A 23,976-nucleotide genomic window follows, 5' to 3' on the forward strand; every position below is an offset into this window, starting at 1 on the left:
GCGTGTGTGGCGCGGACACGCCGTCACTGGGGGCAGCGGAGTCCTGCGAGCCGACATACCCTGACCGAGTGACCGACAAGTCCAACGCCTCCACCGAGAAAATCCCGCACACACAGTCCGGGACGGCCACAGCGAACGGCCATGCGGCACGCAGTCCCTTCGATGCGCCCACGGGACAATTGCCGGTGCTGTCCGCGAACGGCACGCCCCTGGCCCGCACCGAAGACGAGTTGGGCCTCGACCCCGAGGTCCCCACCGTAGGTGAGATCGGATCCCCCGCCATGACTACCAGCTATTCGTTCGCCAGCATCCCGCCCGCGCCCACCCCGCCGGCCGAGACCGTCCGGATGCGCCGCAGCCGACCCGAATATCGGCGTGGCACCACGGATTTCGGCCTGTTCGCGCTGCGTCTGCTGGTCGGGCTGAGCTTCCTCTACCACGGGTTGCAGAAGCTGACCGGCTGGTTCGACGGTCCCGGAATGGACGGGATCCGCCGGGCGATGGAACACGGCGGCTGGAAGCATGTCGACATCGCGGCATCTCTGCTCAGCGGCGCCGAGGTCGGCGGCGGCGCCCTGATCGTGCTCGGCCTGGCGACGCCGCTGGCCGCGGGCGCGGTGGTCGCCACCGTCACCGACGCCTGGTTGTGGAAGCAGAGCATGGCCCACGGCCTGGAGTACAAGCAGGTGGAGATCGAATCGCTGCTGGCCGCCGCCGCGGCGGTGCTGATCTTCACCGGCCCCGGCCGGCTGTCGTTCGACCGCGGCCGCGGCTGGGCCACCCGCCCGTCGTGGGGGTCGTTCGTCTGCCTGCTGCTGGGCCTCGCCGCGGCTCTGGGATCCTGGTTCTACTTGCACGGCGGCAATCCGTTCCACTGACCGGCGGCCGCCCCGACGAGAGGAAGGGCGTTCCCGGTGATCGCTGCGACCGGATCCGAGTCGAGCTACTTCGAACGGGTGGGCGTGGGCCGTTTCGCGCCCACCCGGCACGTCGGCGGCGCCTGGGCCGCCGACGAGCAGCATTTCAGCCCGCTCGGCGGCCTGATCGTCCACGAGATCGAACGGGCCCGCCAGGGTCGGCCGGACCTGCTGATCGGCCGGATCACCTTCGACATCCTGGGCCGGATCGCGTTCGAGGAGTTCGACATCCGGGTGGAGACCGTGCGCCCGGGTCGCACCATCGAACTCGTGCAGGCGACGGCCACGATCGGCGGTCGCGCCACCGTGACCGCCCGCGCCTGGCTGCTGACCGCCGAGGACACCGGCAGCGTCGCGGGTGGCGAGCCGGATCCGCTGCCGGACCCCGAATCGCTGACGCCGTGGCCGCTGACCTCCGTCTGGTCCGGCGGCTACATCGCCTCCCTGGACACGCGGCCGGTCGGTGTCCCACAGCCGGGCCGCACCACCGCCTGGGTGTCCTCGCCGCTGGACCTGGTCGCCGGTGAACAGGTGAGCCCGCTGGCCTCGTACGTCGCCCTGGTCGACACCGCCAACGGCATCGCCGTGCGACAGGAACCCACGAAGTGGATGTTCCCCAACCTGGATCTGACCATCCACCTGTACCGGCAGCCGGAAGGCTCCTGGACCGGGCTCGACACCAGCGTCACCTTCGGCCGTACCGGACAGGGACTGACCAGTACGGTCCTGCACGACATCCACGGTCCGGTCGGCCACGCCGAGCAGATCCTCACTGTGCGCCCGCAACCCGAGCCCTGACCGCCACCGAGCCTGACCGAATGCCCGAAAAGCCCGGAACCCTGTGCGGGAACCGGGCTTTCGGTAGTGCGCCGGAATTACGGCAGCCGCGTCACGGCACCCGGCGGACGGCGCCCTTGTCGGCCGAGGTGGCCAGGGCGGCATAGGCGCGCAGCGCCATGGTGATCGGCCGCTCGCGATGCGCGGGCTGCCACGGCTGCTCGGATGCCTCCATCTTGGCGCGGCGCTCGGCCAGTACCGCATCCGGGACGAGCAGCTCCAGCGCGCGGGTGTGCACATCGATCCGGACGCGGTCGCCGTCCTCGATGAGCCCGATGGTGCCGCCACTGGCCGCCTCGGGGGAGATGTGGCCGATCGACAGGCCCGAGGTACCGCCGGAGAAGCGGCCGTCGGTGATCAGCGCGCACACCTTGCCCAGGCCCGCACCCTTCAGGAATGCGGTGGGATGCAACATCTCCTGCATGCCGGGACCGCCGGAGGGGCCCTCGTAGCGGATGACGATCACATCGCCGGGCTGGATCTTCTTGCCGAGGATCGCCGAGACCGCCGCCTCCTGGGATTCCAGCACCACGGCCGGTCCCTCGAAGGTGAAAAGGTCCTCGTCGATACCGGCGGTCTTGAGGATCGCGCCGTCGACGGCGATGTTGCCCCGCAGCACGCACAGCCCGCCCTCGACGGTGTAGGCGTGCGCGATATCGCGGATGCAGCCCTTCTCGGCGTCGGTGTCCAGCGACGACCAGCGGTTGTCCGTGGAGAACGGCGTCGTGGTGCGCACCCCGCCCGGCGCCGCGTGGAACAGTTCCAGCGCCTCCTCGGAGGCGCTGCCGGACCGGATGTCCCAGGTGTCCAGCCATTCCTCGAGGGTGCGAGTGTGGACGGTGGTGACGTCGGTCTCCAGCAGTCCGCCGCGGCGCAACTCGCCCAGGATGGCGGGGATGCCACCGGCGCGGTGCACATCCTCCATGTGGTAGTCGGAGTTGGGGGCGACCTTCGACAGGCACGGCACCCGGCGTGAGATCTCGTCGATGGTGCCGAGATCGAAGTCGACCTCACCCTCCTGCGCGGCGGCGAGGGTGTGCAGCACCGTATTGGTGGAACCGCCCATCGCGACGTCCAGCGCCATCGCGTTGCGGAAAGCCTTGGCGTTGGCGATGTTGCGCGGCAGCGCCGTCTCGTCGTCGTCGCGGTACCAGCGGTTGGCCAGCTCCACGATGGTGGTGCCGGCCCGCTCGAACAGCGCATGCCGGGCGGCATGGGTGGCGAGGGTGGAACCGTTGCCCGGCAGCGCCAGGCCCAGCGCCTCGGTGAGGCAGTTCATCGAGTTGGCGGTGAACATGCCGGAACAGGAACCGCAGGTCGGGCAGGCGCTGCGCTCGACCTCGTCGAGGCCCTCGTCGGTGACGGTGCTGGAGGCGCTGGCCGAGATCGCGGTGATCAGGTCGGTGGGCGCCTGCGCCACACCGCCGACCACGACCGCCTTACCGGCCTCCATCGGGCCGCCGGAGACGAACACGGCCGGGATGTTGAGCCGCATCGCGGCGTTCAGCATGCCCGGAGTGATCTTGTCGCAGTTGGAGATACACACCAGCGCGTCGGCGGTGTGCGCGTTGGCCATGTACTCCACGGAGTCGGCGATGATCTCACGGCTGGGCAGCGAGTAGAGCATGCCGCCGTGACCCATCGCGATGCCGTCGTCGACGGCGATGGTGTGGAACTCCCGCGGTACGCCGCCGGCCGCCCGCACCGCGGCCGCCACGATCTCGCCGACGTCCTTCAGGTGCACGTGGCCGGGGACGAACTGGGTGTAGGAGTTCGCGATGGCGACGATCGGCTTCCCGAAGTCGGAGTCGGTGAGGCCGGTGGCCCGCCAGAGCGCGCGGGCGCCCGCGGCGTTGCGTCCGGCGGTGGTGGTGCGTGAACGAAGCGGTGGCATGGGTATGGGTCCTCGGTCGGATGTCCTCGTCCCGGTGCAATCCGGGACCGGTCGCTGGGGCTGCCGGCGACTGAGCCGAGTGTCTCGGCGGCGTCTCAACGGTACTCCCGTGAAGATCAGGGGGATGCGCCGGTGGGCGGCCGGGTTCGGATTCGCGAGCGGTCGCCGTGCCTGCCGTTCCTGCCGGGTGGGGCATCGGGCGGGCAATCGTACGGATAACGCTTGTCAGCACTTCGAGGATGCCAGTTTGTTCCCGCCGCCGCCGCGTGTCCCGTCGCCGCCGTGTCGATCGCACCGCTCGTCCGGGCTCGCACCCGTCGCAGGGTGTGCGATCTCACCGCGCGTGTGCGGGATTCAGTGGTTCCCGGTCTCCGAGGTGGCGTCGGTCGGCGCGCCCTGGTCGGCGGGGGTGTCCCCCTCACCTGCCGGGAGGGTGTCCGTTCCGGCCGCGTCCGCCGCCTCCTCCGGCCCGGCGAACGGGTCCGGGATGTATCCGCCGGAGGCGGCGACCAGATCGCGCAGCCGGGCGTAGTCGACGGCGGGCAGCTCCACCTCGGAATCGTCGTCGAGGTGGGCCCGCACCCAGCCGCGCTTGAGGATGCGCACGCCCTTGATCTGCGTCCAGTCCAGATGCCGGGCGCCGAACGTGCTGCGCAGCTCCAGTCCGGACGGCGACACCGTGGTGCGGTTGCGCTCGATCCACACCGAGATCCCGATCGGGATCACGAACAGGATCCACAGCACCTGCGGCCAGCCGAAGAAGGCGAATGCGACGCAGAACAGCAGCACGAACACGCCGAGATGACCGAGTCGGGGGATGCGGATCACCCGCCCCGTGGACGGCCCGCCGGCGGGCGTGTGGGACGATCGAGCAGGTGGCACGGACCGATGCGACGATGACACACCCCCATCCTCGCATCATGGAGTACAGACCAACGCAACCGCCCCGTCTCACATAATGGGACACACGTGTCAAGTAATTTGACTCTTCGGCTCTCCCGCACATACCGTCGTGCCCGTGAATCGAAACGAGCTTCTCGTAATCGGCCGGCGCGTCCAGCGCTGAGCCTGATTCATTCAGCTCGTAGCTGCGACGCGCCACCCTCGATCAGCCTTGGCTGTCGGGGGCTTTTTTGTGTTCAGGACAAATCCATGGACTCGAGATCAACAAGCAGGTAAAGGAATAAGACGGTGAGCGCACCTACCGCCCGGCCAGGGCCCGCGGCCCGCAGGCCGGCGTCTTCGGCCCAGCCGACACCTGCGGCGACTGCCGCATCCGCCAACCGCCGGCCGATTCCGCCCGAGCGGGTCACCGGCGCGAAGTCGGTCGTCCGGTCCCTCGAGGAGCTCGGCGTCGACACGGTATTCGGCATTCCGGGCGGCGCGGTTCTCCCCGTCTACGACCCGCTGTTCGACTCCACCCGGGTGCGGCACGTGCTGGTCCGGCACGAGCAGGGCGCCGGTCACGCCGCCACCGGATACGCGCAGGCCACCGGCCGCGTCGGTGTGTGTATGGCCACATCCGGCCCGGGGGCGACCAACCTCGTCACCCCGATCGCCGACGCGCAGATGGATTCGGTGCCGCTGGTCGCCATCACCGGCCAGGTCGGCCGCAGTCTGATCGGCACCGACGCCTTCCAGGAGGCCGACATCTCCGGCATCACCATGCCGGTGACCAAGCACAACTTCCTGGTCAACGACCCGATCGACATCCCGCGCGTGCTCGCCGAGGCGTTCTACCTGGCCGCGACCGGCCGCCCCGGCGCGGTGCTGGTCGACATCCCGAAGGATGTGCTGCAAGCACAGACCACCTTCTCCTGGCCGCCGGAACTGCGGCTGCCCGGCTACCGTCCGGTGACCAAGCCGCACGGTAAGCAGGTGCGCGAGGCCGCCCGGCTGATCCTCGACGCGAAGTCGCCGGTGCTCTACGTCGGCGGCGGCGTCATCAAGGCCGAGGCCGCGGCGGAACTGCTGGAACTGGCCGAGCTGACCGGTATCCCGGTGGTCACCACCCTGATGGCGCGTGGCGCGTTCCCCGACAGCCACACCCTCAACATGGGTATGCCCGGCATGCACGGCACCGTGGGAGCCGTTGCGGCACTTCAGAAGTCGGATCTGCTGATCACCCTCGGCGCTCGCTTCGACGACCGCGTCACCGGCCAGCTGGACTCGTTCGCCCCGAACGCCAAGGTGATCCACGCCGATATCGACCCGGCCGAGATCGGCAAGAACCGGCACGCCGACGTGCCGATCGTGGGCGACTGCCGCGAGGTGATCACCGAACTGATCGAGACCCTGAAGGCCGACCCGGCCGCCACCGGCGCCCCCCTGCTGAACCTGACCGAATGGTGGGCCTACCTCGGCGATATGCGCGAGCGCTACCCGCTGGGCTGGAGCACCCCCAGCGACGGTTCGCTGTCGCCGGAATTCGTCATCGAGAAGCTGGGCGAGATGGCCGGCCCGGACGCCATCTACTGCGCGGGCGTCGGCCAGCACCAGATGTGGGCGGCGCAGTTCATCAAGTACGAGAAGCCGCGCACCTGGCTGAATTCGGGCGGTCTCGGCACCATGGGCTATGCCGTGCCCGCCGCGATGGGCGCCAAGATGGGCGCGCCCGACCGCGAGGTGTGGGCCATCGACGGCGACGGCTGCTTCCAGATGACCAATCAGGAACTGGCCACCTGCGCGGTGGAGGGCGTGCCGATCAAGGTCGCCCTGATCAACAACGGCAACCTCGGCATGGTCCGGCAGTGGCAGACGCTGTTCTACGAAAAGCGTTACTCCAACACCGATCTCGGCACCCACACGCTGCGCATCCCCGACTTCGTCAAACTGGCGGAGGCACTGGGCTGCCACGGCATCCGGGTCGAGAAGGAGGGCGATGTGGAGGCCGCGATCCGCGAGGCGCAGTCCATCAACGACCGTCCCGTGGTGATCGACTTCATCGTCGGCAAGGACGCGCAGGTGTGGCCGATGGTCGCCGCCGGCACCTCCAACGACGAGATCATGGCCGCGCGCGGCATCCGCCCGCTGTTCGACGACGACGAGCAGGCGTCCGAGCCCGCGGTGATCCACGAGGCGATGTCCCACGAGAAGGCCACCCTGGCCGCGCACGAACGCGCTTCGCAGAAGGGCACCGACCAATGAGCACCACCCACACCCTGAGCGTGCTCGTCGAGGACAAGCCCGGCGTGCTGGCCCGCGTGGCGAGCCTGTTCTCCCGGCGTGGTTTCAACATCGAGTCGCTCGCGGTCGGCGGCACCGAGGTCCCCGAGATCTCCCGCATGACCATCGTGGTGACCGTCGAGGACCTGCCGCTGGAGCAGGTCACCAAGCAGCTCAACAAGCTGGTCAACGTCATCAAGATCGTGGAGCAGGATTCCGACAGCTCGGTCGCCCGCGAACTGATCCTGGTGAAGGTGCGCGCCGACGCGAGCGTCCGGACCCAGGTGATCGAGGCGGTCGGCCTGTTCCGGGCGAAGGTGATCGACGTGTCGCCGGATGCCCTCACCGTCGAGGCGACCGGAACCCGGTCCAAACTCGATGCGCTGCTTCGGATGCTGGAACCGTACGGCATCCGCGAGATCGTGCAGTCCGGCGTGGTGGCCGTGGGACGCGGCCCCAAGTCGATCACCGCGACGCGTTAGCTAGAGTTACCCGGATCGACGGCGGCACCCGCCCGCGGCGTGGGGTTCGATCCGAATTTCGAGAAGAAACTTTATAGAGAGGACGTACACAAAGTGGCAGTCGAGATGTTCTACGACGACGATGCCGACCTGTCGATCATCCAGGGCCGCAAGGTCGCCGTCATCGGATACGGCTCCCAGGGCCACGCGCACTCGCTGAGCCTGCGCGACTCGGGCGTCGAGGTCCGCATCGGCCTCAAGGAAGGCTCGAAGTCCCGCCCGAAGGCGGAAGAAGCCGGCCTCACCGTCGACACCCCCGCGGCCGTCGCCGAGTGGGCCGACGTCATCATGCTGCTCGCCCCCGACACCGCGCAGGCGGAGATCTTCCGCAACGATGTCGAGCCCAACCTGAAGGACGGCGACGCGCTGTTCTTCGGCCACGGCCTGAACATCCACTTCGGCCTGATCAAGGCGCCGGCCAACGTCACCGTCGCCATGGTCGCCCCGAAGGGCCCGGGCCACCTGGTCCGCCGCCAGTTCGTCGACGGCAAGGGCGTCCCCGCCCTGATCGCCGTCGACCAGGACCCGAAGGGCGAGGGCCAGGCCCTGGCCCTGTCCTACGCGAAGGGTATCGGCGGCACCCGCGCCGGCGTCATCAAGACCACCTTCAAGGAAGAGACCGAAACCGACCTGTTCGGCGAGCAGGCCGTGCTCTGCGGCGGCACCGAGGAACTGGTCAAGACCGGCTTCGAGGTCATGGTCGAGGCGGGCTACGCGCCGGAGATGGCCTACTTCGAGGTCCTGCACGAGCTGAAGCTGATCGTCGACCTCATGTACGAGGGCGGCATCGCCCGCATGAACTACTCGGTCTCCGACACCGCGGAGTTCGGCGGCTACCTCTCCGGCCCCCGCGTCATCGACGCCGGTACCAAGGAGCGCATGAAGGATATCCTCCGCGACATCCAGGATGGCACCTTCGTGAAGCACCTGGTCGCCAACGTCGAGGGCGGCAACAAGGAGTTGGAGGGGCTGCGCAAGAAGAACGCGGAGCACCCGATCGAGGTCACCGGCGCGAAGCTGCGTGGGCTGATGAGCTGGGTGGATCGGCCGATCACCGAGACTGCGTAGGGTTTTCGGCTGTAAACGTGGCGGCCTGTCCCGGGATTCGGGGCAGGCCGCCATTGCGTTAGTGGGTATTTCGGCTGACCGCGCCGCAAGGTTGAGACCGTGCGGAGGAAATCACAGCAGGTGTTCACAGGCGTGCTGGATCCAATTGCCATCGGAGCGCAACCTTTATTCAGTTCGGATACGTCCGCTGTCTGAGTCAATCGGTGTCGGATGTGCAGTGTGATGAGATCAATGCTTGCCTCATCCCGGGATCACCTGAGCTTGTTGCGATTTCGTTGTTCGACTGGAGAGAGGTTGTCTGCCGGGCAGCCACGGCCAAACTACCTGAGTGCTCTATTGGCCGACGAGACCGACAGCCTGCCGCCTTCTTGACCTGCTCACACGACCCCCGGCAGATTTGCACTCCGCCTCGGAGGGGAAAAGCTGTAGTTGGCTGTGGTCGTCTTTCGATATTGTGCACTCCGCAGGTGGCTGCTTCTCGTCACGCTCATCGGCCGCTTTGAGCACGTCGATGATCGACATGCCTACCGCTTTCGCAACAGGTGGCGGGAAAGCGTTGCCCACTTGCCGGTACTGAGCGGTCTTCCCCCCGGAGAAATCCCATTCTGAGGGAAATCCCTGGATTATAGCGGCCTGCCGGACAGTAAGCATCGGGCCGTCGGTCCCAAAGAGATCCCGGCCTTCGGTTTGTTTCAGTCTGCATGTCTCCGGGTCGTTGGCAACGCCAAGACCGCAAATGCCGAGCTGCTTCCATGCCGCTTTGGCCCGGCTGGGCCCGAGATCCGCACCGCCATGCTTCTTCGAACCGCCAACGAGAGTAGGTGCAATCCCTCCACCTTTCTCTTTCAGCTCGATATCCCGTGCTCTAGCCTTCTTGTGCCAGTTTTCGAATGCTTCTCGGGCTCGCTCCGAATTGATTCCCTCGAAGTAGGGCTTGTATCGCTCCAGCATCGACTTCTTCAAGCTTTGCGCAACACTGATGTGATCCTCGTGCGTGGCAGCCGGCCACTCATATTTGATATCTTCGAGAACATCATCCCGGAATGCAACGAGGATGGCGCGGGGTCGAAGCTGAGGTACTCCGAAATCACTGGCTTCCAGAACTCCCCATTTACATACCGTGTATCCCAAGCCATCTTCGCGCATTACTTGATCGTCGTCGCCGCGGTAGGTTCCACCTTGGAGTTTGGCTTGTATCCAGTCGCGATACGATGAGAACTTTGGATCCATGATCCCGCGGACATTCTCAATCATTACTGCACGAGGTTGAAGCATTTTGACAAGTTCGAGCATGCGTGGGAACAGGTCGCGTTCATCGAGCTTGCCCAACTGTTTTCCGGCACGGGAAAATGGGGGACACGGTACCCCCCCGGCAAGGAGATCCAGCTCCCCGGGCTTCAGCTGGTTTCCGCTCTTGCGCAGATCTCGAAAAGGGTCAAATTTTTTGACATCGGCAGAGAGGATGTCGCAATGTTCACTTTCCCACGCACCCAGTTTCTGATTTTCTATGTTCAGCTTGAGTGTTTCGACAGCATGCTCATCGATCTCGACAAGGGCCAAATGCCCGAATCCTGCCTGATGCAATCCGACGGCCTGCCCGCCTGCTCCAGCGCAGATCTCGATCGATGTGAACTCAGGCACTGATATGGTCGGCGCATTCCTGGATGTCCTTGCGCGGGTCATACCCTCTCCTCATCGATGCAGCGCAGCAGATGTGTTGTGCAAGCAATGGTTACGTGGTCAGGTCTTCGCGGTCTGTTCCCCGATGAGGAGACCCGGGACCATGGAATGGTCAGATGAGTACCGGCTGTGCCAGGATTCCTCTGCGCAGAGGTGGAGCCCGGCCCATAGCCGATGCACCCCAGGCTGAGTGTTTGCTGGAGAGTGCCCGTACCGGCCTCGGTCGTAGGGACGCGGGTCACGCGACTACCTTTCGTTGCGGAGGCCGGGGTGTGTGGATACAGACGCGAGGGGTATCTTCCCGCACGACATTTGCCTGCGATGGACTGGGATAGCCATGATCGAGAGTCGAAGTGCAGAAGCCCGGAAGAAAGCCCATGCTCAGGGGCTCTATCCCGCTCCTCTCAACGAGGGCCGTTCCCGAAACATGCAGGCCAACCGTCGATCTGACACGAAGCCTGAAGTCGTGCTGCGCAGGGCGCTGCATCGGCTTGGATACAGATACCGCAAGGACCTCAGACTCGACCTGGGATCGATGAAGGTCCGCCCGGACATTGTCTTCACGGCGCGGAAGGTGGCTGTTTTCGTTGACGGCTGCTTCTGGCACGTCTGCCCGGAGCATGGCCGACAGCCCACAACCAATGAGTGGTATTGGACGCCGAAGCTTAGACGAAACGTCGAACGTGACCGGGCCGCAGATGCGGCGCTGACTGGCGCCGGCTGGCAAGTTGTCCGCCTGTGGGAACACGAGAGCCTGGACAGCGCGGTCGCCAGGGTGACCAGGGTGTTGGCAAGCGGCTCCGAACATGTGAGCGATACTAGATCAAATTGCTGAGATGTTCGGCCTTGCGCGAAATTCGATGGCAGGTCGCATCCACTGATTGCGGCGTTGAGCCTGGCTGTCCGTGCCGTGGTCGGTCGGCCGGGGTGCCAAGGCGCCTGCACGCTCCAAACTTGTCGGACGTCCGTCTTAGAGTGGTGATGATCACCGACAAGCCCAAGGAGCCGGGGGCACGGATAAGCCATGGACAAGACCACAAGTGCCGAAGTGATACAGCACTTCACTTCCGCGGGAAAGCTTGCCAAGAGTGAGCTGGATTGGTGGGCGAATCGTGACGGCTACCAGCATGTAGCCGACAGGGTACTGGCGCATGTGACGGAGGCGTTGTATGCGATTCGCCCCCAGAATGTTCCGCACCTGCGTACCGAGCATCCACTGGGCGATATCAAGAAGGTGGACGCCGAACGGGTCGCGTTGATCAGGGATTGGTTCCCGGATTTTGCATTCACGCATATATTTCACTTCATGCTGGAAGAGGAGAATCGCTTGTATCGATGGCAAGATTTTTACGAATGGTGTCAGCAAGACCGGACCGTACCGCTGTTATGGATACCGGCAAAGGTGAAGAACAGAGAGGCGCAGGCGGCCGGGTTCACCTATCATGAGGCGTATGAAGCGATGCGCTGGCGAGTCGGGAACTTCTACTACTCGTTCCTGCGCGAGGCTCACGTCATCAACGAGTTGCGCGAACGTGGTTTGCCGATGAGGTTTCACCCGCTGGCCGATGCGCTTTTCCGGGTCGATGCATGGTGTGAAAATATCCTACTGGAGTTGTACATCGGAAATAATCAATACAAGGCCGGAAGTCATGGCCGAAAGACTGGGACGCAGGATTATTTCTCGGATCAGCCCCACTTTCATGTGGTTAGGTTCGAGATGCCGGTGCAGCGTACGTTCGGAAATGTGCACTTGCCCTCCCCCGAGCGGATCGACCAGTGCGCCTCTGTGATCCGGCAAAGGCTGTCCAGCTAGACCCGCGACCATGAGGAAGGCTTGCCGATCGGCGTGAATATTACTTCGGAAGATCGGGGGCCGTGATTTCCGGATCTTCCGGACGGGCGCGGCGCCATGTACTTCCGTTGATCTCCACTGTGAGATCTTCTTGATCGGGGGATGCAGGCGCTATGCGAACAGAAACGAACTCCCCGATACGTGGTACGGGTAATCCAAGACCCCTGGCTATTGCAGAGTGCGTCTTCTTGTGACCCAATACCAGTATTCCTTCTCTCCGAAGATCCCCGCGAGCTCCTTGATTGTCTCGCGCACGTTTCATCGGGTCATCCTGCTGTGCGACGGTCGCCAATTCGGCGCGGCGAATTACTCGGCCCTGCACCAGCCTGAACAGCTCGTTCACTCGAGCTTGGCCGTGGTGGGTGCCTCTCTTCGCTTTGGCGGCGAAGATTCTGGAACGTAGTTCGGGGTCCAGATCGATGAAAAGATTCGGGGCCATGCTTCGGTGGCCGCCCCACAGCCAGTGGATCCGACTCCGGCCGTATTTCGAAAGAGTTTTCTTGGAATCGCGATTCTTACCTTGATTGAGGAATTGTTCTTCGATCTGTGCTAGCCCGGCCTGCCAGGATGCTGTCCGATCATCGGCGTGAACCAGCAGTGCGACATGTCCGATTACTTCGGGTGGAAGTTCCCAGCCGCCCATCCTCATCGAGTATTTGCAATCGACGTCTATGCCCGCTATGTGATAGTCGGTGACTATGCCGTCGGGGAATCTGAATTCACGCTGGAGATTAATTTCGACCAGTGTTCCCATATGTGTTTTTTCGGTCTTGAAGAGCTGATCAAAATTCCAGCGCCCGGTGCGCTGACCGTCGTACAACTGGTCCAGGGTATCTCGGAGGACGGCTGCAAATACTTCCCCCGATGGGTCCAGCCGATATATCTCGGAAGCGACTTGCGCAACGGCCGGGGACGCTTTGCGTTCGATCTCGATCGGATTGTGCTCTGGCCATGATATGTCGAATGACACCGATTCTCCGAACGCTCTGGTAGTTGAACTGGAATTCTCTTTGCCGATTTGCCACTCTACGAATTGCCGGAAGTGCTCAAATGCCGTAACAGTGCCTGTACGTCTGCGGTGTCCATTCCGATACCCAGTGCGGGTTCCTCTTGAAGGTCGGCGAGCTGCTGTACCTCGGGGTCATCGAGAATTTGGCCCATGAATTCGAGCTTCTCGTCGAGCCGAAGCCGCACCACCTCGTCGATTGTGTTGCGGGTCGCCAGCACCGTTACGCGAGTTTCGGTTCCGGGTGCAAGCCCGAGACGATGAATACGGTCCAGGCTTTGCAGGAATCGACCGGCCATGAAGTCGCGGTCGACGTAAACGGCATCGTGGCAAACCTGATGGAGGCTGATACCTTCGCCCAGCGTGGCCGGGTTGGAGATCAGCACATGGCAGTCGGGGTCCTCGCGGAAGCGTCGCAGTTGCTCGTCACGATCGAGAGTTCCACCGTAGACAGTGGCGGGATTGTAGCCTTCGAGCAGTTTCTCCAGGGTGGCGAGGCTCCGCACGAAGGTCGTCCATACCAACGTTTTACGTCCCCGCGCGGTGTTGTCCGCGACGATCTTCAGGGTTTCTTGGTACTTCGGCGACAGTTCGTAGCCAGGCAGGTTCCGGAGCAGGTCCAGGAGAGAATCGCCTGCTGCCGGTTCGAGTGGTGGCAGCCGGTACTCCAAGGGCTCGTACCGACTGTTGCCTTCCAGCAGCAACGCCGGGCTGATCGCGGCCATCAGCAGGCGCAGCATGGCTTTGCCGAGTGATTCGATTCCCTCACGTGAACCTTCTGCCCGGGCCGAGAAGTTGCCCTTCAGCGCCTCGTAGATCTCGGAGTGCAGCGGTGGCATATCGAGATACCGAACCTTCGGCTCGAAGGGCGGTAGTCCGAGCTCACGCTTGGTGGTTCGGGTGAACAGCGGGCGCAGCGCAGAGCTGGCGTAAGCCAGATTGCCACCACCTACAGCTTCTGTCACGGCCCGCCTACCATGACCGGGCCAGACGAATGAGAAGAGACTTTCGAGATCTTTCGCCCCATTGGGGGCCGGTGTACCGGTCAGGATCAACCGCCGGCGTGCAAGTGGCCCGAGCGCCAGACAAGCGGAACCGTAAGCGCCTCTGGCCCCCAGCTTCATTCGATGCGCCTCATCCAGCACGATCATGGCTGGTCCCGATCGGAGCCATGAGGCCAAGCTGCTCAATGACCGGTCCAGTCGTTCGTAGTTCACGAGACGCATCTCGGCCAGAGGGTTGTCTTCCCGCCCCGCCACTGCGACATGCAGTGGTTCGCCGAAGCAAACGGAATTCTCGTGCTCCCACGATTCGTGTGCAGACTTCGGCCCGACGACCAGAAGCCGCTGCGCCTCTCCGCGCCGCCGCATCGCGGCATAGACAGCGAGCGCGACACGGGTCTTGCCGGCACCGGGAACGCTGAAATTGGCGCCGTGACGGAGCGAAAGAAGCTGCGCGATGTCACGCTGTTGGAAAGCGGTCAGATTGCCGGCCCACTCTGGACCGAGCAACTCGGTGACATCCTCCGGCTGAACGGTGCTGGCGGCCGAGCCCGTCCGTGCCGTGCTCGCGAGGCTGCGTTGCACCATTTCAGCGTCATCGAGCACTCCTTCGACGAGCGTCGCAAGTTCTGCATCCCAGTCGACACCGGGGTGGACCCAGCTGGCCAGCTCGGTGAGATTCGCCAGGAGTTCGTCGAGATCGATTTCAGCGGATAGCGCGCTGCGCTGACCAGTTGTACTGAGACGTGCCGTGAGCTGCGCAAAGTCGCTCTGGTACATGGGCAAGGTACGCAACTCGACGCGGGTACGTGTTATGTCGAGCCCCAGCTTGAGCGACGCTACGTTCTCGGGATGACTCACAACGGACCTACTTCCGGACGTTCACTGCGGCAACAAGCCAGTTGAGCCCGTCGCCGGGCAGATCGACAGTGCGTTGGGCTTCGACAGCCAGTTGGCCCAGTACTGTGTGGAGTTGACCGAGGGCGTCGTCGAATGCCTCTTGATCGAGGCTGGAATTCCCCCTGGACAACACCAAATCCGTGATGGACTGCTCCAGATCCTTGCATGCTGCGGCGATTCGATCCGGAGCCGCCAGCCGCTTCTTCCGCAGCATGGCATCCCGTCCGGCGACGGTGATGGCTTCGCCGAACGCGCTCTTGTATTGCGAGATCACTTTCGCAGCCGCGGACTGGTCTGCCGGAGTGGCGGTCTCGGTTGCCGCCTCGACAGCCTTTGCCTGAAGCAGCTTTTCGGTGATCGCTCGAGCAGTCGCAACATCAGCGCCGGCTGCCTTGACAGACCGGTTCAGCCCCGGGATCGTGACGGTCGACTGTACGTTGGCCACGGGTGCCCCGAACTCCTCGATCAGGTTCTTGTCCAGATACCGGGACTGGAAATCGGCTTCGATAAACCGGACATCGGTCTTTGCGAAATCCAGTGCGATGGCGGTGAACCGGGCCTCTTTGAGCAGGTCGGCTCGTTCCTTGTTCTTCTTCGACTCCTCACTGTAGGCTCGATAGAGTTCGGCGAGTTTCTCCTGGGCTTGCTCGAAGTCCATGAGCCGCAGTGACACGCCATGAACAGTGGTGCTGCGCCGGATCAGATCCCGTAGCTCGGCCAAGACCCAGAAGTCGCGCTCGCAGATCTTTGTGGTCGTGCGGAAGACCTTGGCTATCGCCGGCACCTCGCGGTGCAGCTGATCCCGTTGCTCCTCGATGGCGAGCAATCGATTGATGTACGAGTAGTCGCGCCGCTCGTCGGGGCGAAGCTGCAAGGACAGCTCGAGCGCATTGATATCTTCCCAGTCACACGACGCGGGCAGGACACCCACTCGCATGGTTGTGGTGCTCTTGAGCTCGCGAAGTGCGGCGCAACGGGTGTTGCCATTGACGAGGATGCCCTCCCGGGTGATCAGACCCGGCTCATTCTGCTTGTATTCTTCGAGGTTGTCCTTCAGCTTGTCGAAGTCCGGATCGCGTCGCGTCGGTTCCGAGGGTCGTATGGTCAGCAGATGGGACAGATAGTCTTGACTTTCCGAGGTCCATGGATCGGAAACTAGAAGGGTATCGCGGCTCGTGTCGAGACTGCGTTGTGCTCTGATGCGGTGTGTACCGGGGTTGTAATACAAGGCGTCGAGTGGCATATCGATCACCTGGATATGAAGAGGAGTACCACGCCACTCGACGGTCAGAGTCTCTGCGACCCCGCTGTTTTCACGCAGGTCATTCAGGCGCTGCTCTACGAGTGCTCTGGTTTCGGCGGAGTTCGGTGGGGTGCCGAAGTTGGTGAACATGTCGAAGGATTCCTCACAGGTTGAGTGGAGACGAGAAGCCGGATGTCATTCCCCTCGGGTCAAGCCAGCGCCTCACGGACCTTGTCCCGCGCATCGGAGGGTAGCGTTCGATAGGCTGCCCACAGTTCTTCGGCTTCGCTGAAATTACGGGAGTCCCGCTCGATCCAGCTGGCCAGCATCTGCTTCTCGTAGGTCGGCAGGTCGCCGATGCGTGACAGGACATTGTCCAGGTCGGCGATCAGCTCACGGTTCCCGACACGGCAGCGGTTGCACTCGATCACCAACTGCACGACGGTCTCACCACCGGGCATCTTGACAGGTCGGCGGGCGACATCGAGTTGTGAGGCGATGACAGTGCCGGTGTACATCTCTCCGGGGCCGATCCCGCAGGATCGGCACTTGTGACCGTCCCGCATCATGATCGCATGCCGCTCGGCGGCGGTGACTGTTGCGCCGGTCTTTCTCGTGGACTTGCCAGGCTCCCAGACGGAGATGCCGCGACTGACGAACCGTTGCTCGTGTGATCCCAGAGACGGGTCCTCGCGATTCGTGTCGATTCGCCAGTCGAAGTCTCTGAGATCGCGCATCCGGCGATCGATCTGCGAAGTCTCGGGAAAAGCCTCGCGCAGTTGAGTCTTCGTGAATACCTCACCGACGCCGATCTCCTGCACCAGCCACAGCGCTACGCGCTTCATGGTGCCGAGTCGATCGTCTTGCCAGGATGGCGAGAACATGGTGGATTTGCGCCTCTCTGGTCGTTGTAACGGTGATTGCTGGCCACTCTGTGCAGGAAGAAGGTGGTCCTGTGAAGGGCCTTCTGCACACGGTCAGCATCTGACATCGACTAAACAGCAGCTCCTCTGACCTGAAAAGCGCTGCCCCTGTCCTGGTTCCGTGTTGATGCTGTCCTGGATTCTGCGGTTCGTCCGTGTCGGGGTCGGGACAGGTGCGGCGCGAACCAGGACAGGGTGACCGACGGGATTAACCCGAAATCGCCACACTCGCAACATAAGTGCTGTATAATGCCAAGCCCTTCTATGTGAATATTCGGAACGGCCGCAGTGCGATTCGCATGGCGAAATTCGGATTTCTCGGGTTAGATGGAAGCCGTTTCACCGCGACCATCTATCCGGGCACTTCGATCGGAGCGAACCGCTTGTCACGGCACGATGGAAAGTTTCCCCAGGCTGGGCAGTTTCAGCCTTTGGATCCCGATTTGCCGCCTCAGCGACGCGATCTCGCGGAGGCGCTGCGGGGGTTGATCGACCTGACAGGACTCTCGCAACGAGCGATCATCGAAGCCCTCGGTCGCCGGAATATCTCCGGCGGCAATGCACATCTCAGCAGGTCTGTGCTGTCCGACTTGGTGAATGGACTGCGTGTCCGTGCACCCAGGGAAGCGCCTCTCAGGGCTCTGTATGACTTCGTTCGGGACACTGTGGGCGCGGAGCGGATGACCCTCTCGTGGGAGGAGTTGAGCAAGCTCTGCAACGAACTCTCACCACTGGCTTCATCGCCACGCCGCAGGCGCTCTGCGGGAATGTGTGTGGGTCCAGCGACCGCAGCCGATCACGTGTCCAGCGAGGCTGGGCCGGCCTCGCCGGGCACACACTCTGTCGAGGCGACTGTCTCCGTGCCGCCCGGCGTTCCGCCGGTCCGGTCGAGCGAGGGGGACCGGCGCAACGAAGAAGCCTGGGATTTGGTCTGGCCGCCTGCTGCTGACCTGAGAGATTACATCTCCAGCGGCAACTTCGAGCGCGCCAACGGACTCATCCGTCACATTAGTATCGAGGCTGCTCCTGCCGAGGCTGCTGCCGCAGTGGTGGCCTGCCGAGATCTGGGTCTGCTCGATGTTGTCGACACGATCATCGGCTACGTGGGCCGTCGGCCTGAGCGTGACGTGCTTCGGATCGTTTGGTCGCTCAACAAGCAGGATCGCCGTGCAGATGCCGACGCGGTGGTCGAGCGGGCGCTCATCGCTGAAAACCCTGACACTGCTGGCGTCCGGTGATGTACCGATGAGCGGGCCTGCAAATCGAACAGGGAGTCGTCGTGCCCGTCCTCCGTCGAGGTCTGCGCGACTGTTGGCTGATTCGCCCAACGGCTCCGCGCGTGCGGACCCGAAGACCTGGAAGGCCGTCATCAGCCGTGGCCTCGGTGACGCCGTTTCCTCCGACGAGGAAAACGACCGGACCGTGCGACTGATGCAAGAGCTCAGGCGGATGGTCGAAACCGTGGTCATGGCTGTTGCCGTAGGAGTCGTGCTCGTTGTTGGAGCGTTGATGCTGCTATGGAGGATCAGGAGCAACAGCCACTACGGCGAGATCGCACTGCCATCCAGTCTCGTATTCGGGTTCGCCCTCGTGATAGTCAAGCGGGCTTGGGATCGGCGGCGTGAATCCCGGCGGCTTGGTGGGAACCGTTCCCTGGCCGAGCGGCAGATGCACACGCGCAAGGACTGACGATCCCGATGGATGAAGTGCCGTGGTGAAACACCGCCGGCCTGAGCAGGGTTGGGCGGTCCTGCACCGCTACCCGCCTCCGTCGGTGGCGGGGCGGTTGGCACGGCGGCGGAGCCGGTCAGCCCGGCCTACTGCTCACCGAATCTCTTGTGCACGTGAGGTACTCACCGGGATGGTGGTACCGGTTGACTCTCGGGCGCCGGGAGGGATCGAGGTGGACCGGTGGGATCCATTGTGTGCGTCCAGCATCGGGATGTCCGGCTGCGGCGGTCGTGGTCTCCCACTCGGCATCGCCCGCTCCAGCCTGGCGGTGGTGGGGTTCGCAGACGAAGGTCAACTGGTCGGCGTCGGTGGTGCCGCCGTTGGCCCATTCGGTGCGATGGTGGACTTGGCAGAGGTAGCCGGGTTTGGTGCAGCCGGGGAAGGTACAGCCGATGTCGCGGGAGTGCAGGACGATTCGCTGGTCGGGGGTGGCGATTCGCTTGGTGCGGCCGAGGTAGAGGGGGCGGCCGGTGGTGTGGTCGAAGAGGGCGAGGTAGTGGTGGGCGTGGGAGGCCAGGCGGAGGGCGTCGCCGATGGAGATCATGGCTCCGCCGCCGGTGGCTACCGGTGGGCCGGAGAGGGGGACTGTGGGGTCTGTGAATACTGCTTGGCTGGTGGCGTCTTCGAGTTCGTCCAGGGTCATGGAGACGACGACGGTGACCGGGAGGCCGCGGTGTTGGCCGAGGCGGCCGGAGGCGATGCTGTCGCGGAGGAGTGCTTTCACCGCGTCGTGTTGGCGTTGGGGGGCGGTGCGGGTGTCGCGTTGTGCGACTTCCTCGTTCGGGTCTTCGACTATGGGGGTGGAGTCTTCGGGGTTCAGGGTTCCGGGCTTGGCGTATTTGGCGAAGACTGCTTCCAGGTAGGCGCGGAGTTCGGGGTCGGCGGTTACCGTGCATTTCGTCATCAGGTCCGGGCCCTGGCGGCTCATGGTGAAGGCTCGGCGGCGGGCGCGGTCGGTGTCGGTGAAGGTGCCGTCGGGGTTGATCAGGGCTTCCAGCTTGTCGGCGACCTTGCGTAATTGGTCGGGACGGAGTTCGCGGGCTTGGTCGGCGAGCATTGTTTCGGTGTCGGAGCGGGTATCGGGGTCGACGGCGGCCGGCAGGTGGGCGATGACGTCGCGGATGATCTTCACGTGGGCGGGGGCGAGTGCTCCTTCGGCGTGGGCTGTGGCCGTGGCGGGCAGTGGTGGGGCTATGGTCTCGCCGGTGATGCCGGTGTGGTGGGCGAGGTCGTCGGCGGCGCGCCAGCGGGCGCGGGCTTCGGCGGGGGTGATGCGCAGGGTGTCGGCGAGGGTGTCGACCAGGTTGTTGGCGGCGAATTCGGTGTTGGACCATTGCTCGGCCATCTGGGCTGTCCACTCCAGAGCGGCGGCGGGGAGCATGCGAGTTACTGTCTCGACGCGGCGCAGGAGCGTGAGGCGGTCGCGGTTGGTCATGGCGTGGGTGGGCATCGTCGACACCTGGGCGGCGGCGATCTCCAGCGCGCGGAGGGCGGCTTCCGCGGTGGGGTCGCTGACGGTTTCGGTGCTCGAACGCATGTTCCCATGATATTGCCCGGAGGGGGACACGCCAGCGAAAAAACGCCGCTATCAGCATATTTGAGCGCTTGGGACAAGTTTGCGGTGGTTGTTGGTTGGGTGGTCTCGTCGTGACCGGGCTGGGTGGGCGGGTGTCGGCGGGATCCGGTCTCGGTGGGGGAATTCGATGTCGCCGCAGCGGGTTCCGGGTCACACTCGACGGGCTCGGGGACGTTGCGCGACCGCGTTGCGTGAACTGTTCCAACAAGATCGGGAGGGGCCACCGTGGTCACCTACATCATTGCCGCGCACGGCGGGGCGGACTTCAATGGCGAGACGATTGTGCCGGCGAAGGTGAGTGTGATTTTCTACTCGGCTTTCGGGCAGTGTTTGGAGAACAACGACGGGTTGCTGTTGCAGAGTGCCATCGTCGACCCGCACAATCCACAGGTGACGCAGGTGCGTAAGCGGTTTCCGGCTCGGGCGCAGTGGAACGGGCCGTATCAGCAGCAGCCTGCGCTGACGTTGACGGCGGACTGGCACGGGGATTTCAAGGCGGGGATCGTGCACGCCGAGCAGAATCGGATCGTCGAGAACATCGGGATCAACAAGCTGCTGACGTTGACCGGGGCGCTCGGGATCATCGCGGCGGATGCGGGCAAACTCGGTGAGGATGCTGTGGTGCACTGTTTGTTCTGCCTGGCCTGACAGGGTGGCCGGGGTGCGGCGTTCAGGGGCGGCGTAGTCCGGCTATCAGCAGGTTCGCCAGGCGGCGGGCGTCGTAGTCGGGGGTGGTGGCGCCGATGCAGAGGTTGCCTACGCCGCGCATCAGTTCGTAGGCGGTGATGTCGGCGTCTATTTCGCCGGATGTTGTTGCTGCGGTGAGGAGTTCGGTGCAGGCGGGGGTCAGGCGGTCCAGGAAATAGGTGTGCAGGGATTGGAAGGTGGGGTCGTCGGACTGGAGGGCTTCGGCCAGGCCGTGTTTCGTGACCAGGAAGTCGACGAAGAGGTTGATCCAACGGGACAGGGCGGTGTGGGGCGTGGGGCTTTCGGCCAGGAGGGCGGGGGCGGCTTCGGCGCAGGCCTCGACCTGGTGGCGGTAGACGGCGACTATCAGGTCGGCGCGGGTGGGGAAATGGCGGTAGATCGTGCCCAGGCCGACGCCGGCCTTGGCGGCTATGTCGCGGACGGGGGCGTGGACGCCGGCGGCCACGAAGGTTGCGGCGGCGGCGTCCAGGAGGGATTTCTGGTTGCGGCGGGCGTCGGCGCGTTTCTTCGGGGGTGAGTCGGGGTCGGGCACGGGGTCGGGACCTCCATCGGTTGGCAAGCGGAACATTGTTCCGTATGGTGGTTATCGGAACATGGTTCCGCTTGTTCAGGATGCCAGAGCTGGAGGGGGTGGCGCCAGGCGCCGCCTCGTGGACGGAGGCACACTCATGCAATATCGGACATTGGGACGTACAGGGGTGCAGGTCAGCGGCCTGGTTCTCGGGGCGATGAACTTCGGGCGGCTGGGGAAGGTCACGCAGGACGAGGCGACCGCGATGGTCGACGCTGCGCTGGAAGGGGGGATCACTCTGATCGATACCGCTGATCACTACAGCCAGGGGGAGTCGGAGGAGATGGTCGGGAAGGCCGTCGCGGGGCGACGGGACGACGTCGTGCTGGCCACCAAGGCGGGGTTGCCGATGGGGGCGTCCAGGGACCGGCGGGGTGGGTCGCGGCGGTGGTTGACGACCGCGGTGGAGGACAGTCTGCGGCGGTTGGGGGTGGACCATATCGATCTCTATCAGGTGCATCGGTGGGATCCGGAGACCGGGGACGAGGAGACGCTGTCGGCGTTGACCGACTTGCAGCGAGCGGGGAAGATTCGGTATTTCGGGTCGTCCACCTATCCGGCATATCGAATTGTGCAGGGGCAGTGGGCGGCTCGGGAGCTGCGGCTCGGGCGGTTCGTCACCGAGCAGCCGCCTTATTCGATCTTGCAGCGGGGGATCGAGACGCATGTGCTGCCGGTGACCCAGGAATACGGGATGGGGGTGCTGGTGTGGAGCCCGCTGGCTTCGGGGTGGTTGTCGGGGGCCGTGCGGGCGGGGCGTGAGATCGGCACCAACCGGGCGGCTTTCATGCCACAGCGGTTCGATCTCGGGGTGGCTGCCAATCGGGCCAAACTGGATGCGGTGGAGCGGCTGGCGAAGGTGGCGGAGGGTGCGGGGTTGACGATGATCCAGTTGGCGCTGGGATTCGTGACCGCGCATCCGGGGGTGACCGGTGCGATCATCGGGCCTCGGACGTCGGCGCACTTGCAGTCTCAGCTGGCGGCGGCGGATACCGTGCTGTCTCCGGATGTGCTCGATGCGATCGACGAGATCGTCGCTCCCGGTGTTGATCTGGCGCCGGAGGAGAAACACGATGCGCCGCCGGCGTTGCTCGACGCGGGGTTGCGGCGGCGGCCGATGGTGGTGGGACGATGACGCGGTTCGGGATCGCCACGGCGCCGATGCAGGTCGGGTACGAGGATATTCGGCGGGTGTGGCTGGAGGCGGATGCGGTGCCGCAGATCGAGCATGCGTGGTTGTTCGATCATCTGCTGCCGATCGCGGGGGATCCGCTCGGGCCGATTTTCGAAGGGTGGACGTTGTTGTCGGCGCTGGCGGCGCAGACTCGGCGGTTACGGTTGGGATTATTGGTGACCAGCAATCGGTTTCGGCCGCCGGCGATGGTGGCGAAGATGGCTGCCACTGTGGATATCGTCTCGGGTGGGCGGCTCGAATTCGGGATCGGGGTGGGGTCGCGGCCCAGTCATCCGCTGGCTCGGCGAGAATACGAGGCGAACGGGATTCCGTTCCACGACACCGATGCTGCCGTGGCGGGTTTCGACGAGGCCTGTTCGGTGATCCGGCGGTTGTGGACCGCGGACGAGCCGTTCGATTTCCACGGTGAGCAGATTCGGCTGACAGGGGCGTACTGCAATCCGAAGCCGGTGCAGCGGCCGTATCCGCCGATTCTGATCGGTGGGCGGGCGGTGGCGACGTTGCGGGTGGTCGCGAAGCATGCCGATATCTGGAACATTCCCGGTGGGGATATCGACGATGTCGTGGCGCGCAGTGCGATGCTGGATCGGTTCTGCGCGGAGATCGGGCGTGATCCGGCGTCGATCGTGCGCTCGATTCATCTGGCGGTTTCCTATGAACGGCCGGAAAGTACGCGGGCGGCGATCGGGGAGGCGGTGGCGGCCGGGTTCGAGCATGTGGTGCTGGGCTTGCCGGCGCCGTATCCGGTGGGTGTCGCGCAGTGGGTCGCCGATGAGCTCGTGAGTGAGTGGGAGTGAGCGGGCGGGCAGTCTCGCTGAGGTCCTGGATCCGATGAGGTTGCGGCCGAACGGGAATCGAGTGCTGGCCGATGTGGTGACGCCGGATGGTCGGTGCACGGCTGTCGATGTGCTGTGATTACGACGTGGGGTGCGGGGCGGTGGTTGGCGGTGTCAGCATCGCCTGGGGCAGATGGCAGCCGACCGTTCCCGCGATGACGCCTACTGCTTGGCTGCTGATCTGGATCATCGTGCCGTCTTCGGGGTTGCTGAACCACATGTCGTGATGGCCCAGCCTGTCCTGCATCGACTCCGGTGGCGCGGTGGCGGCGGCCGCTATCGCTCGACTGCGTTCCACGAAGTGGGGCCACACGTCGTCGGGGGACAGGCAGGTCGCTGACATGGAAAGGCA

The 23,976-nt window shown here is 64.3% G+C and carries 22 protein-coding genes; 12 read left to right on the forward strand and 10 right to left on the reverse strand.

Features of this window, described 5'->3' with window-relative positions; all coding sequences use genetic code 11:
- Positions 1-68: 68 nt before the first annotated feature.
- Complete coding sequence (locus LBW94_RS16445; RefSeq protein WP_225061934.1) at positions 69-878, forward strand: DoxX family protein; 810 nt, start codon at positions 69-71, stop codon at positions 876-878.
- Positions 879-914: 36 nt separating this feature from the next.
- The gene (locus LBW94_RS16450) at positions 915-1,715 is read left to right on the forward strand and encodes a thioesterase family protein (RefSeq protein ID WP_225061935.1); all 801 of its coding nucleotides are present in this window, start codon (positions 915-917) and stop codon (positions 1,713-1,715) included.
- A 91-nt stretch (positions 1,716-1,806) separates the two neighbouring features.
- On the opposite strand, the gene ilvD is transcribed toward LBW94_RS16450, so the two are convergent.
- On the reverse strand, positions 1,807-3,648 hold the full coding sequence (gene ilvD, locus LBW94_RS16455; protein ID WP_225061936.1) for a dihydroxy-acid dehydratase: 1,842 nt from the start codon (positions 3,646-3,648) through the stop codon (positions 1,807-1,809).
- Between the two features lie 354 nt (positions 3,649-4,002).
- Entirely contained in the window at positions 4,003-4,476 is a 474-nt protein-coding gene (locus LBW94_RS16460) for a PH domain-containing protein (RefSeq protein WP_225061937.1), read from the reverse strand.
- A gap of 363 nt (positions 4,477-4,839) precedes the next feature.
- Between LBW94_RS16460 and LBW94_RS16465 the strand changes: the two genes are divergently transcribed.
- From LBW94_RS16465 to ilvC, 3 genes are all read left to right on the forward strand, one after another.
- The gene (locus LBW94_RS16465) at positions 4,840-6,795 is read left to right on the forward strand and encodes an acetolactate synthase large subunit (RefSeq protein WP_225061938.1); all 1,956 of its coding nucleotides are present in this window, start codon (positions 4,840-4,842) and stop codon (positions 6,793-6,795) included.
- Entirely contained in the window at positions 6,792-7,295 is a 504-nt protein-coding gene (gene ilvN / locus LBW94_RS16470) for an acetolactate synthase small subunit (protein WP_225061939.1), read from the forward strand. Before LBW94_RS16465 ends, ilvN begins: the two co-directional genes overlap by 4 nt.
- A gap of 105 nt (positions 7,296-7,400) precedes the next feature.
- Positions 7,401-8,402 carry a ketol-acid reductoisomerase gene (gene ilvC, locus LBW94_RS16475; RefSeq protein WP_225061963.1) on the forward strand — a complete coding sequence of 334 codons (1,002 nt, stop codon included), beginning with the start codon at positions 7,401-7,403 and terminating at the stop codon, positions 8,400-8,402.
- A 333-nt stretch (positions 8,403-8,735) separates the two neighbouring features.
- Here the strand turns inward: ilvC and LBW94_RS16480 are convergent, their stop codons facing one another.
- Positions 8,736-10,085, reverse strand: coding sequence for a DNA cytosine methyltransferase (locus tag LBW94_RS16480; RefSeq protein ID WP_225061940.1), 1,350 nt, complete (start codon positions 10,083-10,085; stop codon positions 8,736-8,738).
- A gap of 334 nt (positions 10,086-10,419) precedes the next feature.
- Between LBW94_RS16480 and LBW94_RS16485 the strand changes: the two genes are divergently transcribed.
- Together LBW94_RS16485 and LBW94_RS16490 are read left to right on the forward strand one after the other, a co-directional pair.
- On the forward strand, positions 10,420-10,917 hold the full coding sequence (locus tag LBW94_RS16485) for a very short patch repair endonuclease (RefSeq protein WP_225061941.1): 498 nt from the start codon (positions 10,420-10,422) through the stop codon (positions 10,915-10,917).
- A gap of 189 nt (positions 10,918-11,106) precedes the next feature.
- Positions 11,107-11,895, forward strand: a complete 789-nt coding sequence (locus LBW94_RS16490; RefSeq protein ID WP_225061942.1) for a hypothetical protein — start codon at positions 11,107-11,109, stop codon at positions 11,893-11,895.
- 40 nt (positions 11,896-11,935) lie between these two features.
- Here LBW94_RS16490 and LBW94_RS16495 read toward each other — a convergent pair whose 3' ends face one another.
- From LBW94_RS16495 to LBW94_RS16510, 4 genes are read right to left on the reverse strand one after another with little or no spacing between them, the layout of a single operon-like run.
- Positions 11,936-12,904: a NaeI family type II restriction endonuclease gene (locus LBW94_RS16495; protein WP_225061943.1), complete on the reverse strand. Its 969-nt coding sequence runs from the start codon at positions 12,902-12,904 to the stop codon at positions 11,936-11,938.
- A 56-nt stretch (positions 12,905-12,960) separates the two neighbouring features.
- A complete protein-coding gene (locus tag LBW94_RS16500; RefSeq protein ID WP_225061944.1) occupies positions 12,961-14,802 on the reverse strand; it encodes a DEAD/DEAH box helicase in 1,842 nt (613 codons plus the stop codon).
- A 7-nt stretch (positions 14,803-14,809) separates the two neighbouring features.
- Positions 14,810-16,234, reverse strand: coding sequence for a transcriptional regulator (locus LBW94_RS16505; protein ID WP_225061945.1), 1,425 nt, complete (start codon positions 16,232-16,234; stop codon positions 14,810-14,812).
- A 59-nt stretch (positions 16,235-16,293) separates the two neighbouring features.
- Positions 16,294-16,929, reverse strand: a complete 636-nt coding sequence (locus tag LBW94_RS16510; RefSeq protein WP_225061946.1) for a hypothetical protein — start codon at positions 16,927-16,929, stop codon at positions 16,294-16,296.
- Between the two features lie 317 nt (positions 16,930-17,246).
- Between LBW94_RS16510 and LBW94_RS16515 the strand changes: the two genes are divergently transcribed.
- Together LBW94_RS16515 and LBW94_RS16520 are read left to right on the forward strand one after the other, a co-directional pair.
- Complete coding sequence (locus tag LBW94_RS16515; protein ID WP_225061947.1) at positions 17,247-18,245, forward strand: hypothetical protein; 999 nt, start codon at positions 17,247-17,249, stop codon at positions 18,243-18,245.
- A gap of 73 nt (positions 18,246-18,318) precedes the next feature.
- Positions 18,319-18,696, forward strand: coding sequence for a hypothetical protein (locus tag LBW94_RS16520; RefSeq protein ID WP_225061948.1), 378 nt, complete (start codon positions 18,319-18,321; stop codon positions 18,694-18,696).
- A 118-nt stretch (positions 18,697-18,814) separates the two neighbouring features.
- On the opposite strand, the gene LBW94_RS16525 is transcribed toward LBW94_RS16520, so the two are convergent.
- Positions 18,815-20,275 carry an HNH endonuclease signature motif containing protein gene (locus LBW94_RS16525; RefSeq protein ID WP_225061949.1) on the reverse strand — a complete coding sequence of 487 codons (1,461 nt, stop codon included), beginning with the start codon at positions 20,273-20,275 and terminating at the stop codon, positions 18,815-18,817.
- A 264-nt stretch (positions 20,276-20,539) separates the two neighbouring features.
- Here LBW94_RS16525 and LBW94_RS16530 point away from each other — a divergent pair, with 264 nt between their 5' ends.
- Entirely contained in the window at positions 20,540-20,962 is a 423-nt protein-coding gene (locus LBW94_RS16530; protein ID WP_225061950.1) for a putative adhesin, read from the forward strand.
- Positions 20,963-20,984: 22 nt separating this feature from the next.
- Here LBW94_RS16530 and LBW94_RS16535 read toward each other — a convergent pair whose 3' ends face one another.
- The gene (locus LBW94_RS16535) at positions 20,985-21,554 is read right to left on the reverse strand and encodes a TetR/AcrR family transcriptional regulator (RefSeq protein ID WP_225061951.1); all 570 of its coding nucleotides are present in this window, start codon (positions 21,552-21,554) and stop codon (positions 20,985-20,987) included.
- A 136-nt stretch (positions 21,555-21,690) separates the two neighbouring features.
- Here LBW94_RS16535 and LBW94_RS16540 point away from each other — a divergent pair, with 136 nt between their 5' ends.
- Together LBW94_RS16540 and LBW94_RS16545 are read left to right on the forward strand one after the other, a co-directional pair.
- The gene (locus LBW94_RS16540; protein ID WP_225061952.1) at positions 21,691-22,728 is read left to right on the forward strand and encodes an aldo/keto reductase; all 1,038 of its coding nucleotides are present in this window, start codon (positions 21,691-21,693) and stop codon (positions 22,726-22,728) included.
- Positions 22,725-23,585 (forward strand): LLM class flavin-dependent oxidoreductase, encoded by an 861-nt coding sequence (locus LBW94_RS16545; RefSeq protein WP_225061953.1) that lies wholly within the window; start codon positions 22,725-22,727, stop codon positions 23,583-23,585. The genes LBW94_RS16540 and LBW94_RS16545 overlap by 4 nt, the downstream gene beginning before the upstream one ends.
- Positions 23,586-23,703: 118 nt before the next feature.
- Here the strand turns inward: LBW94_RS16545 and LBW94_RS16550 are convergent, their stop codons facing one another.
- Positions 23,704-23,967: an LppA family lipoprotein gene (locus LBW94_RS16550; protein ID WP_255635172.1), complete on the reverse strand. Its 264-nt coding sequence runs from the start codon at positions 23,965-23,967 to the stop codon at positions 23,704-23,706.
- Positions 23,968-23,976: the final 9 nt, after the last annotated feature.

The organism is Nocardia sp. alder85J (genome assembly GCF_020176955.2).
Classification (GTDB): Bacteria; Actinomycetota; Actinomycetes; order Mycobacteriales; family Mycobacteriaceae; genus Nocardia.